Below are 12,136 nucleotides of genomic sequence, written 5' to 3' on the forward strand. Positions count from 1 at the left end.
CATGGAGACAGGCGTGGAAGCAGAAGCAAAAAGCAGGTCCGGCGACACTCCGCGGCTCGAACTGCGTAACGCGAGCAAGTCGTTCGGGCGCGTGCGCGCGCTCATCGACGGCAGCCTGAGCCTCATGCCCGGCGAGGTGCACGCGCTGCTCGGCGAAAACGGCGCGGGCAAGTCGACGCTCGTGAAGATCCTCGCGGGCGTGTATCAGCCCGATGGCGGCGCAATGCGCATCGACGGCGTGGAGCGCGCGTTCGCGACGCCCGCTCAGGCGCGCGACGCCGGTATCGCGGTAATTTATCAGGAGCCCACACTGTTCTTCGATCTGTCGATCGCGGAGAACATCTACATGGGGCGTCAGCCCGTGGATCGCGTGGGCCGCATCGACTACGACACGATGCATCGCGAGGTCGCGGCGCTGCTCCAGTCGCTCGGCGTCGAATTGAAGCCCGAACGGCTCGTGCGCGGACTTTCGATTGCGGACCAGCAGGTGATCGAAATTGCGAAGGCGCTTTCGCTCAACGCGAACGTACTCATCATGGACGAGCCCACGGCCGCGCTCTCGCTGCCCGAGGTCGAGCGGCTCTTTACGATCGCGCGCACGCTGCGCGACCGTGGCGTGGCGATTCTCTTCATCACGCACCGGCTCGAAGAAGTCTTCGCGCTCACGCAGCACGTGACCATCATGCGCGACGGCGCCAAGGTGTTCGACGCGCCCACGGCCACGCTCAAGACCCAGGACATCGTCGCGAAGATGGTGGGACGCGACCTTGCGACGTTCTATCCCAAGGCGGACGTGCAACCGGGCGAAGTGATGCTGCGCGTGCGCGGCCTCACGCGCCGCGGCGTCTTCAAGGACATTTCGTTCGACGTGCGCGCGGGCGAGATCGTCGCGCTCGCGGGGCTCGTGGGCGCGGGGCGCAGCGAAGTGGCGCGCGCGATATTCGGCATCGATCCGACCGACGCGGGGCAGGTGCAGATCGCGGGCAAGCCGCTGGCCTCCGGCATGCCCGCTGCCGCCGTGAAGGCCGGCCTCGCGCTCGTGCCCGAGGACCGGCGTCAGCAAGGTCTCGCGCTCGAACTGAGCATTGCGCGCAACGCCTCGCTCACGGTGCTCGGGCGGCTCGTGCGCTTCGGCCTCATCTCCACGGGGCGCGAAGCGGAGCTGGCCGGGCAATGGGGCAAGCGTCTGCGTCTGAAGGCGAGCGATCTGAACGCGCCGGTGGGCACGCTCTCCGGCGGCAACCAGCAGAAGGTGGTGCTCGGCAAGTGGCTCGCCACCGGGCCGAAGGTGCTCATCATCGACGAACCGACGCGCGGCATCGACGTGGGTGCGAAGGCCGAAGTCTACGGCGCGCTCGCGGAACTCGTGAAAGCGGGCATGGCCGTGCTGATGATTTCTAGCGAACTGCCCGAGGTGATCGGCATGGCCGACCGCGTGCTCGTCATGCACGAAGGCCGCATCACGGCCGATATCGCACGTGCCGACGCCAACGAAGAGCGCATCATGAGCGCCGCGCTCGGCGAAACCAACATTCATCTGGGGCACGCCGCATGATGCGCCATTCCACTTCTCCTCATCCCCTGCACGGCGGCGAGCCGCGCCCGCAGCGGCGCAACGCGGGTGCTTTGGCCGAAGCGCTGGCGCGCAGCCGCGAGACCACGCTGTTCGTGGTGCTGCTGCTGATCGTGGGCGGTACGGCGCTCGCCCGGCCGCAATTCCTCAACCTGCAGAATCTGCGCGACGTGCTGCTCAACGTCTCCATCGTGAGCTTGCTCACGGCGGGCATGACGATCGTGATCCTGATGCGCCATATCGATCTCTCGATCGGCTCGACGGTCGGCATCAGCGCCTATGGCGTGGGCAGTCTCTACGTCGCGTTCCCGCACATGCCTGTGCTCGTGGCGCTGGTCGCGGGGCTCGCCATCGGACTCGTGGCTGGCTCGATCAACGCGCTGCTCGTGGCCGTGGGGCGCGTGCCGTCGCTCGTCGCGACGCTCTCCACGCTCTACATCTTCCGCGGCGCCGATTACGCGTGGGTGCATGGCGGCCAGATCAACGCCACGAGCCTGCCCGACGCGTTTTCGCGGCTCGCCACGGGCTCGGTGCTCGGCGTTCCGGTGCTGGCGCTCATCGCGATCGTGCTGCTTGCTGCGCTCTCCGTGTATCTGAAGCAGTTCCGGCCGGGCCGCGAATACTACGCGATCGGCTCGAACCCGGAAGCGGCGCGCCTTGCCGGTATCAACGTGGAGCGCCGCGTCGCGACGGGCTTCTTGATCAGCGGCGCGATAGCGGGCCTGGCCGGCGCGCTGTGGCTCGCCCGCTTCGGCACCGTGGACGCGAGCACCGCCAAGGGCATCGAGCTGCAGGTGGTGGCGGCCGCCGTGGTCGGCAGCGTGGCGATCACGGGCGGCGTGGGCACGATACTCGGCGCGACGCTCGGCGCGCTCGTGCTGGGCGTGATCAGCATCGCGCTCGTGGTGCTGCACGTCTCGCCGTTCTGGGAGCAGGCGATCCAGGGCGCGCTGATCGTGGCCGCCATCGCCGCCGATACGTTGCTCGCCCGCTCCGTGGCAAAACGCATGATGAGGAAACGCGACCATGGCTAAGAACGCCCCGAAACCCGACGCCGCGCTGCTCACTCGCAAGCCCGGCTTGCCGCTCAGTTGGGAAGCGCTGCTCGTCGTCATTCTCATTGCATCGCTGGTGGTGGGGCGCGTGCTCTCGCCGGTTTTTCTCACGGGGGCGAACATCAGCAACGTGCTCGCGGACCTCACCGAAGTCGCGCTCATGGCCTTGCCGATGACGCTCATCATCGTCGCCGCCGAAATCGATCTTTCGGTGGCCTCGGTGCTCGGCGCCTCGAGCGCCTTGCTGGGTGTGCTCTGGCACATGGGCTTGCCGATGCCGGTCGCCATGGCGCTCGTGCTCGTGGCAGGCGGCCTCGCGGGTCTCTTCAACGGGCTCGTGATCGTGAAGCTCAATCTGCCTTCGCTCGCCGTGACGATCGGCACGCTCGCGCTCTTTCGCGGGCTGGCCTACGTGTTGCTCGGCGATCAGGCGATTGCCGACTTCCCGCCGGGTTATACGCTCTTTGGCATGAGCAACCTGGGCAGCACGTTTATCCCGTTGCCGTTCCTGATCGTCGCGGCGTGCGCGATCGTGTTCACGGTATGGCTTCAGGCCACGGCGTTCGGCCGCAGCCTCTTCGCGATCGGTGCGAACACCACGGCCGCGTCGTTCTCGGGCATCGACGTGCCGAAGATCAAGCTGCGCCTCTTCGTGCTGTCGGGCGTGATGAGCGCGCTCGCGGGCATCGTCTATACGCTGCGGTTCACGAGCGCACGCGGCGACAACGGCGAGGGCTTCGAGCTTTCGGTGATCGCGGCGGTGCTGTTCGGCGGCGTGAGCATTTTCGGCGGGCGCGGGTCGATGTACGGCGTGCTGCTCTCGCTGCTGATCGTCGGTGTACTGAAGAATGCGCTCACGCTCGTCGATGTGTCGAGCGAAACGCTCACGATCGTGACCGGGGCGCTGCTGCTGGCTTCGGTGCTGATCCCGAATCTCGCTGCGCGCTGGCGCACGATGCGTGACCGGCGCGCACTGGCGCGGGCGGCATGAACGAGGTGTGAAGAAGGGCAAGGAAGTCAAGAGGCAGTCAATCAGCCGGACGCGTCCGGTACCCATCGAGGAGACGATTCATGAGAAAGCCAGTACGTCACGTGTGCACGGCCCTGCTGTGCGCGATGCTAGTGGGAGGCGGTGTCGCGGCGCATGCGGCCGGCATCAAGGAAGGGTTGAAGATCGCGTTCGTGCCCAAGCAGATCAACAACCCCTACGAGGTGATCGCCGATAACGGCGGTCTGGACGCGATCAAGGAGTTCAAGGGCGAGGGCAAGGCAGTGGGTCCTTCGGACGCGGGCGCGTCCTCGCAGGTCTCGTACATCAATACGCTGACCACGCAGCACCAGGACGCGATCGTCATCGCGGCCAACGATGCGAATGCGCTCGTGCCGTATTTGAAGCGCGCGATGGATCAAGGCATCAAGGTCGTGACTTTCGACTCGGACACGGCGCCCGAAGGGCGGCAGATCTTCGTGAACCAGGCGAACGCGGAGAGCATTGGCCGCGGCCAGATCCAGCTCGTTTCGAAGCTGATGGGCGGCGAAGGCGAGTTCGCGATTCTCTCGGCCACGCCTAACGCGACGAACCAGAATACCTGGATCAAGTGGATGCAGGAAGAGCTGAAGAAGCCCGAGTATTCGAAGATGAAGCTCGTGAAGATCGCCTACGGCAACGACGACGACCAGAAGTCCTTCGTTGAGACGCAAGGCTTGCTGCAGGCGTATCCGAACCTGAAGGCGATCGTTGCGCCCACCTCGGTCGGCATCGCCGCGGCGGCGCGCTATATCTCTTCGTCGCCGAGCAAGGGCAAGGTGGTGGTGACGGGCCTCGGCACGCCTAACCAGATGCGTGCGTTCGTGAAGAACGGCACCGTGAAGGCGTTCCAGCTTTGGGATCCGGGTGCACTCGGCTACCTCGCCGCGTATGCGGCCGCCAATCTTGCTTCGGGCACCATCACGGGCAAGGAAGGCGAGTCGTTTGAAGCGGGCAAGCTCGGCAAGCGCACGATCGGCAAGAGCGGGGAAGTGATTCTCGGGCCGCCCACGACGTTCGATGCTTCGAATATCGATAACTTCAACTTCTGATTTACGTTGCTGGTTTGATTGACGTGGAGTGCTAAACGACCCGGCTTGCCGGGTCGTTTTCCCGGGTCGTTTGCTATTGGCCGTTCGTATCGGGCTTCGGGCTCACGCGCGGGGGCAGGGGCTGAGGCTCGGCCGCCATCCCCTCCACCGGATACAGATTGAGAAATGACCTCGCCTCGTCCATCGAACGGCTCGCCAGCCAGCTCTCATACTCGGAAGGCGGCACGATCACCACGGATCGTTTCTCGTCCCCGGGCTTGTGGAAACGCTTCATGAGCGGATGATCGCTCGCATTGACGGTGAGCATCGTGAACGAGTACGCCTTGCCGGCCTCGCCTTCGTCCCACTCGCGCCATAAACCGGCAATGGCGAATGGCGCGCCGTCGGCGAGACCAATGCGCCAGCGCACCGCCTTGCCGGTCTCGTAGCTCGGCTCGAAAAACGCCTCCACTGGAATCAGGCACAGCTGTAGCTTCTTCCATGCGCCGCTGAAGCTGCGCCTCTCGCCCACCGATTCGGCGCGCGCGTTCATCGTGTCGAACACCTTCACGCCGGGCGCAATCTGTTTGCGCGGCACCATGCCGAACGTCGCGAGCAGGGCTTCGCGCGCATCGGGAGTCCCGGGCAGATCGTCCGTCGGGCTCGCCCGGCGGATGACCGGCGCGGCATAGTCCTTGAAGATCTCGTCGCGCCACGGGTCGTCAGGCGGCAGGACGCCGTAATGCCTGAAGAGGTAGTCACGGCGTGCGGCGGCGTAGTTCGTGCACATGGTCGTCTCCGTCCCGTCCTTCAGAATCATTCTGACATGTGATAGGCTGTATAAATATACAGTGTTTTTGGGGCGGAAAATGGGACGGGATCATCGTCACTTCCCTCCGCTCACGGCGGCGGAACTGGCTGAAATCTACGACCGGAATCCCTTGCCCGTCGTATTGCGGTTGCTATGGGAAATCCACCGGTTGCGCTCCACCATCAGCCGGGCGAACCAGATCCGGCTCACGATCGGCACGCGCGTCGGCAAGGCGAATACGCCTGCGGGCATGTGGGAGCGTTTCGAGCAGGAACTCGACGCGGAGCCGTGTTTGACCGATCCGCTCACGGCGCGTCAAAAGGGTTTGTTGCATGAGGGCGAGCCCGAAGGGCGGCTGCGGCGCAGGCGGCGCAACGGCGATTGATCGTTGGCCTGCGCAGCCGGCTTGGTGAGATAGAGGGTGCGCTCGAAAATGCGGCGTGCGGGGTTTCGTCTCCCATCATGTGGGTTCCCGCAAGGTCGCCAACCATTCGTATGGCACGCTGAAATTTGGCTGTAAGTGGTCCTTGTTAGAGTCTACGAAAGCAGTTGTCTTTCGTGGCAGTCAACACAAGAGCGACTTCTCATGGCTATTGTCCGCGCGTGCTGGTTCGTTCTGGCGCTGCTTCTCAGTGCTCCCGTCTGGGCCTACCAGACGCGTGTCGTTTCGATCCCTAGCGCCGCGATGCAGCGCTCGTTCGACGCGACCGTCGTCTTGCCCGACGACTACGCGCGTGGCAACCACGCCTCGCGCTTCCCGGTGATCTACGTGCTGCACGGTTCGGGCGGCAGTTATGCCGACTGGACCTCGAACACCCGCATCGGCAAGCTCGCCGACCGCTATCACGTCGTGCTCGTGATGCCGGACGGCGGTCACGAGAGCTGGTATATCGACAGCCCGTTCGATCGGAGCAGTCGTTACGAAACGTATGTGGGCAGCGAGGTCGTGTCGTATATCGACACGCATTTCCGCACGATCGCGATGCGCGAGGCGCGGGCGATCACGGGTTTGAGCATGGGCGGATTCGGCGCGCTGCGTATTGCGCTGGACCGGCAGGAGACGTTCGGTGCGGCCGGCAGCATTAGCGGCGCTGTCGATCCGCGCAACTGCGAAGACGAGCCCGGCATCGATCACGTATTCGGCGACCCCGCGCGACACGCGTCGTTCTGGAACAACAATGCGATCGTGGATAGCGCGCAGGACTTCGCACACGCCCATATCGCGCTCACGATCGACTGCGGCGTGAGCGACTTTTTCGTACAGTCGAACCGCACGCTGCATGAAAAGCTCGTCGAACTAGGCGTGCCTCACGATTACGCGGAACGTCCAGGCGGCCACACGTGGTCCTATTGGTCGAACTCGATCCGCTACCAGGTGCTCTTCTTCGCCACGGCGTTCCAGCGCGCCGGCTGGCATCCGCAAGTGGCGTAACGCACCACGAAGCGCGCGCTTGTCCGGTGCGCGCTTGTTTGCCAGCACCCTTCCGGGGCGATTCCGTCACATCATTCCCCTCGGACACCTGCCCGATGCCGGGCACCGCGCTTGCTGCAGTGGATTCTGCAGGGGCGGGCGCGTAGATCCGTCCTGCTCAACCAGATGCCGGGCATCAGGCGACCGCACGCGGCGCCGGGGCGCGGCGACCACCCTTGAGCCGGGTTGCACCGGATGCAGGAGGACGTCATGCTTCAATACGCTGTCATTTTCTTCATCATCGCGATCATCGCGGCCGTGTTCGGTTTTGGCGGCATTGCGGCGGGTGCGGCATCGATCGCCAAGATCCTGTTCTTCATCTTCCTCGTGATTTTCCTCGTCACGTTGGTGCTTGGCGTCGTAAGAAGGGGCTAATAGCGAGCCACGCTAGTGGCAGTCGAATCGCAGCCCGCCCAGGCGGGCTGCATTTTTGTATTCGACGGATGCCTTCGTGTCATTCGTATTGCGAATTAAACAGCCAGGCTTGCAGCCGGAGGCATCACGCGATCGTATCCACCACGCCGCCATCCACACGCAAGGCCGCGCCCGTGGTCGCGGAAGCCTCTTTTGAGCATGCGTAGACGATCATGTTCGCCACTTCCTCCACGCTCGCCGCGCGCCGGATGATGGAAGAGGCGCGATGCGTCTGCACGAACTGCGCGGCGACTTCCTCGACGGTCTTGCCCGAAGCGGCCACTTCGTCCTTGAGCATGTGCGTCACGCCATCGGAAAGGGTGGGGCCCGGCAGCACCGAATTGACCGTGACGCCTGTGCCCGCAAGGCGCTTGGCGAGGCCGCGTGCGAGTGAGAGTTGCGCGGTTTTCGTCATGCCATAGTGGATCATGTCGGCGGGAATGTTCAATCCCGATTCCGACGAGATGAACACGATGCGCCCCCAGCCGCGCTTGACCATTGCATTCGCATAGGCGCGCGAGAGCCGTACGCCCGACATCACGTTCGTTTCGAAGAAGCGGAGCCACTCGGCATCGGGAATCTCGAAGAAGTCCTGCTGCTGAAACACGCCGAGATTGTTCACGAGGATGTCCACCTGCGGATGCGCCTTCACGAGCGCGTCGCATCCCTGGGCACTGGAAAGATCGCCGACGAAGCCCTGCACCCGCGCGCCGGGCGCAGCGGTACGCAGCGCCGCCTCGGCTTCGCGCACGTTTTCGGTGTGACGGCTGCTGACGATCACGTCGGCGCCCGCGAGCGCGAGGCCCTTGGCCGCGGCAAGGCCGATGCCCGCAGCCGAGCCGGTGACGAGCGCGAGTTTTCCAGTCAGATCGATTTTCATGCGGGCTCCTTGAGGGGGAAGGCTGGCCGCGCTTTCCAACGCGCGTTGAATGCGTATCGAACGTCCTGGACGCAACGTCGCGCGCGGCCATCGTGAAGGGAACGGGCAGTGTACTGCGTGCGCGCTTCGGATGCGTTCTCAGGCGCCTCACGCACCCATCGCCGGATCGCTCACGCTGTCCCTGCCGGTTTCTACCCGGCCCGCGAAGCGCCTTAGCACGCCGTTCTCCGCGGTCAGCGTGAAGTCGTACCAGCCGCCCGAATCCGCGAGCGCCCAGTTCGACTGCACCTGTTCGCCGGCGCGCAACGCGTAAGTCCAGGGCCCGTCGCTGCGGTAGGCATTGGCCGCCACGCTCACGTTCGAAGCTGCGCTCGCGCGATTCGCGATGCTCAGCTCGAGTGCATTGCTCGCGGCGTCGTAGCGCACGCGCACTTCGGGATTGGGGCCATGCGCGGCCGCGCGCACATTGCCCTCGAAGGCGCGATGGAAACCGTTCGGGCCAAGCACCCACAGGTGGTAGCCGCCGTCGTCAGCGGCGCTGGGCGTCCACGTGTCGCGCAGTGTCTTGCCGGCTTCGACGGTGTAGCGGCGGGGCGACCTGTCGAGATGAAGCGTGTCGTACACGTGGAAGACGGCGCCGGCGTTGCCTTCGTTGCCGAACGCCAGTTGAACCTTGTGATGACGCCCGTCGACGCTCGCATCCACGTTGAGGCGGTACGGCAGCGCGCGCGAGGGCCGCGCGCGGCGCGCCTGCTGCGGCATGGCTTGCGTGCCAGGCTGCGGCACCGGCACGGGCTTGAGCGCGTTCTGCTGCTTGTTGAGCGCATCGGCGTCGGCCTTCGTGGGTGCCGAAAACGCCTGCACGGGCTTTTCATTCGGCGTGCTGAAGTTGAACGCCGAGGTGAAATCGCCGAATACCGCGCGCCGCCACGGGCTGATATTCGGTTCGCGCACGCCGAAGCGCGTTTCGATGAAGCGCAGCACCGACGTGTGATCGAAGACTTCGGAGTTCACATAGCCGCCCGTGCTCCACGGCGAAACGACGATCATCGGCACGCGCGGCCCCGGCCCGAACGGCAAGCCGTCTGGCTTGACCGGCTTGCCGTCGCCGGGAGGGTTCGGCATGGTGAAGTATTCGTGGCGCGTAGTGGCCGTGGATTTGCCTGCGTACTCGCCGTCCTTGATGGGCGAGGGTGGGCAAGGCGGCGGCATGTGATCGAAGAAGCAATCGTTCTCGTCGAAGTTCACGAAGAGCACGGTCTTGCTCCAGATGTCCGGGTTGCGCGTCAGCGCTTCGAGCAGCCGTTGAAGATAGTACGCGCCCTGGCCCGGCGTCGAAACGGCGGGGTGTTCGGAATAGGCTTGCGGCGCGATGATCCAGCTCACCTGAGGCAGCTGGTTTGCCGCAATGTCGTCATTGAGCGCCTGCAGGAAGCCGCCATCGGGCATGGTATTGCCTACCCCTTTATAGAGCGGCTCGCGTGCGTCGAGCGCCTGGGTCCACGGCACGTTGGGCGAGCCATCGATCGCCTCGAGCACCTTGCGATAGTTCGCGAACCCCACAAGCGGATTGTCGGTGTAGTTATCGGGCTGGTTTTCGTACACTTTCCACGTCACGCCTGCGGCCTGCAGGCGTTCCGGATAGGTGGTCCATTTCAGGCCCGTGGACGGCGCGCCGATGTTGTCCCAACCATTGTTGTCGACCACGGCATAAGGCGAGGCCGTAGGGCCGTTGGTGCCGGTGAACAGAAAGAGCCGGTTCGCATTGGTGCCGCCATGCAGCGAGCAGTAGTAGGCATCGCAGATCGTGAAGGCGTTGGCGAGCGCGAAATGAAACGGCAGGTCGGAGGCCTGGAAATAGCCCATCGAGGCGGCGCCCTTGAACTTGGGCCAATGCGTCATGCGGCCGTGGTCCCAGGCCTCGTGGGCGTCGGCCCAATTGTGCGCGCCGCCCGCGAGCAACGCGTTGCCCTTGCGGCTGTCCAGGTAGAACGGCATCAGCGTGCGTGTGCCGTCGCTCTGTTGCCATACATTGGCGCCGTGGGGCAGGGGAATCGTGATGCGGTCCGAGAAGCCGCGCACGCCGAGCAGCGTGCCGAAGTAGTGGTCGAACGCGCGGTTTTCCTGCATGAAGACGACGATATGCTGCACGTCTTCAATCGTTCCGGTTGCGTTGTTGGCAGGAATGGCCAGCGCCCGCTGGATGGCGGGCGAAGCCAGGCTCAGCGTCGCGCCCGCGGCGGCGGCGCGAAGGAAATCACGGCGGTCCATCGAAGTCATGGTGTGTACGCGTTGTTGTCGTTGTGCTCGCGACCATCAGCATGACACGTTGGCGCCGCCGCGGGCGCCCGATGAACGGTTACGGGTGCACGTGCGCGCCCGTCAGAGCTTTACGCCTCCGGCCTCCGGCGGCTCGCGACCCGGCTCGTCCAGCGGCAGGCTCGCGGCGTCGTCGCTCCAGTACGGCTCGCGGCCGAAGTACTGGTGCACGGAGCTGGCCCAGGTACGATCGGCCATCGAGGGCCACTGGCCCTTGTCGAAGCCCGGTGCGTTCTTCACGCGCTCGGAATTGAGCGCGATCACGAAGCATTTGCGTGCCGCGTCGAGCGTGAGGGCATTCCACGGCACCGCGAGCAGCTTGTCGCCAATGCCCAGGAAACCGCCGCTCGACATCACCATGTAGGCAATGCGGCCGCTTTCCACGTCGAGCATGATTTCCTTGACCTTGCCGACTTCGTCGCCGTCCGAACTCATCACGCGGTCGCCGTCCAGCGTACTGGCCGCCATCACTTCGGGGCCGGGGCCACGCGTGTCCGACTGGTCGCGGCCGACGATACGAGCACCGTCGCCGCTGCGCGGCGCCGAACCGATTGGGGTTTGCGAGTAGGTCATGACGTTCTCCTTTCGGTTATCCAGAAGACTGCGGAAGTTGATGGCGCAACCATGCGCCATGGCGATCGTGGTGGCTTGAAGGAAGATTCACTTGCTCTTGCCGCCGCCGTCCAGGCCCGCGCCTTTGCGCCACACTTCCTTGCCTTGCTCGGAGAGCTCGCCGCTGCTGTGGGTGGCGTCTGGCTCGGTGCCGTGCACGGCCATATCGCCGCCCGGCGGCTCTGTGGCGCCCTTCTTCTCGCGCTTGCGTTGCGCCACGCGCTCGTCGTGCGAGCGGCCTGCGTATTCACTCATTTCGACCTCCCTTGAATATGCGCATCGCATCTCGACGCAATGCGGCTAGGGTTCGATCCCATGCCGGCCCGAAATGGACCGGCCACGCCGATTAGGAGCATGGGTCATGCCGTGACGTGCAGGGCGCGGCTATCGATCGAGAACCGGTCAGGAGGCCGAATGAAGGAAGCGGCCGTGAGTGGTCGCGTTGCGCGCCCCGAGCGTCAGTCGCTACAACGACGATGTAAATCGTTCATGCGGTGGACGAGGCTGGAGCGCGTCACGGTGTGGCGAGCCGGTGGAGGATGTCGAGCAGTTGCGAAACCGCGAAGGGCTTACGCAGGAAGCCCACGACGTCGGCGTCGGGGGGCAGGGTGACGAGCGCGGAGACGAGCACGAGCGGCACGCCCGCAAGCTTGCTGCTGCGCCTCATTTCGCGCATGAGGGAGAGACCGTCCATGCGCGGCATCATGCAGTCGGAGATCACGACATCGGGAGGGTCGGCGAGTGCGCTTTGCAGGGCATCCGAACCGTCTGCGGCAGTTCTGACGCGATAACCTTCCTGCCCGACCAGTTCTTTGAGCGCATCGAGCGCGTTTGTGTCGTCGTCGACTAGTAATACGGTAGCCATACGTCTCTTGCGTGAGCGGCCCGGCCGATCATGGCGGCTGGGCCTTTGTTCTTCGCGATCGCGTCGCCGCGGGCCGAG

General features: G+C 64.8%; 13 protein-coding genes. 7 read left to right on the forward strand and 6 right to left on the reverse strand.

All coding sequences use genetic code 11. The features are described 5' to 3' along the window. Nucleotides 1-13 precede the first annotated feature (13 nt). The 4 genes from ACOJB8_RS19550 (at nt 14) to rhaS (ending at nt 4,707) form a co-directional block, all read left to right on the forward strand. Nucleotides 14-1,555, forward strand: coding sequence for a sugar ABC transporter ATP-binding protein (locus ACOJB8_RS19550; protein WP_475013744.1), 1,542 nt, complete (start codon nt 14-16; stop codon nt 1,553-1,555). After that, nucleotides 1,552-2,607, forward strand: coding sequence for an ABC transporter permease (locus ACOJB8_RS19555; protein ID WP_368727684.1), 1,056 nt, complete (start codon nt 1,552-1,554; stop codon nt 2,605-2,607). Before ACOJB8_RS19550 ends, ACOJB8_RS19555 begins: the two co-directional genes overlap by 4 nt. Next, entirely contained in the window at nt 2,600-3,619 is a 1,020-nt protein-coding gene (locus ACOJB8_RS19560; RefSeq protein ID WP_475013747.1) for an ABC transporter permease, read from the forward strand. Before ACOJB8_RS19555 ends, ACOJB8_RS19560 begins: the two co-directional genes overlap by 8 nt. 80 nt (nt 3,620-3,699) lie before the next feature. Further along, nucleotides 3,700-4,707 carry a rhamnose ABC transporter substrate-binding protein gene (gene rhaS / locus ACOJB8_RS19565; protein ID WP_069266098.1) on the forward strand — a complete coding sequence of 336 codons (1,008 nt, stop codon included), beginning with the start codon at nt 3,700-3,702 and terminating at the stop codon, nt 4,705-4,707. 73 nt (nt 4,708-4,780) lie between these two features. Here rhaS and ACOJB8_RS19570 read toward each other — a convergent pair whose 3' ends face one another. Further along, nucleotides 4,781-5,476: an SOS response-associated peptidase gene (locus tag ACOJB8_RS19570; RefSeq protein ID WP_475013749.1), complete on the reverse strand. Its 696-nt coding sequence runs from the start codon at nt 5,474-5,476 to the stop codon at nt 4,781-4,783. A gap of 79 nt (nt 5,477-5,555) precedes the next feature. Here ACOJB8_RS19570 and ACOJB8_RS19575 point away from each other — a divergent pair, with 79 nt between their 5' ends. The 3 genes from ACOJB8_RS19575 to ACOJB8_RS19585 all read left to right on the forward strand — a co-directional run bounded on the left by ACOJB8_RS19575 (nt 5,556) and on the right by ACOJB8_RS19585 (nt 7,343). Further along, nucleotides 5,556-5,882, forward strand: a complete 327-nt coding sequence (locus ACOJB8_RS19575; RefSeq protein WP_141710740.1) for a hypothetical protein — start codon at nt 5,556-5,558, stop codon at nt 5,880-5,882. Between the two features lie 201 nt (nt 5,883-6,083). Beyond that, complete coding sequence (locus ACOJB8_RS19580) at nt 6,084-6,929, forward strand: alpha/beta hydrolase (protein ID WP_342947120.1); 846 nt, start codon at nt 6,084-6,086, stop codon at nt 6,927-6,929. A 249-nt stretch (nt 6,930-7,178) separates the two neighbouring features. Then, a complete protein-coding gene (locus ACOJB8_RS19585; protein ID WP_028210724.1) occupies nt 7,179-7,343 on the forward strand; it encodes a DUF1328 family protein in 165 nt (54 codons plus the stop codon). Between the two features lie 124 nt (nt 7,344-7,467). Here ACOJB8_RS19585 and ACOJB8_RS19590 read toward each other — a convergent pair whose 3' ends face one another. From ACOJB8_RS19590 to ACOJB8_RS19610, 5 genes are all read right to left on the reverse strand, one after another. Continuing rightward, nucleotides 7,468-8,262 carry an SDR family NAD(P)-dependent oxidoreductase gene (locus tag ACOJB8_RS19590; protein WP_069266094.1) on the reverse strand — a complete coding sequence of 265 codons (795 nt, stop codon included), beginning with the start codon at nt 8,260-8,262 and terminating at the stop codon, nt 7,468-7,470. 147 nt (nt 8,263-8,409) lie between these two features. Continuing rightward, a complete protein-coding gene (locus ACOJB8_RS19595; protein WP_475013753.1) occupies nt 8,410-10,542 on the reverse strand; it encodes a phosphocholine-specific phospholipase C in 2,133 nt (710 codons plus the stop codon). Nucleotides 10,543-10,644: 102 nt separating this feature from the next. After that, nucleotides 10,645-11,154: a PRC-barrel domain-containing protein gene (locus tag ACOJB8_RS19600; RefSeq protein WP_069266092.1), complete on the reverse strand. Its 510-nt coding sequence runs from the start codon at nt 11,152-11,154 to the stop codon at nt 10,645-10,647. A gap of 87 nt (nt 11,155-11,241) precedes the next feature. Next, nucleotides 11,242-11,448 carry a hypothetical protein gene (locus ACOJB8_RS19605; protein ID WP_342947124.1) on the reverse strand — a complete coding sequence of 69 codons (207 nt, stop codon included), beginning with the start codon at nt 11,446-11,448 and terminating at the stop codon, nt 11,242-11,244. Nucleotides 11,449-11,707: 259 nt separating this feature from the next. Continuing rightward, nucleotides 11,708-12,058, reverse strand: coding sequence for a response regulator (locus ACOJB8_RS19610; protein WP_368685097.1), 351 nt, complete (start codon nt 12,056-12,058; stop codon nt 11,708-11,710). Between the last annotated feature and the right edge of the window lie 78 nt (nt 12,059-12,136).

Source organism: Paraburkholderia sp. BR10141 (assembly GCF_056155635.1).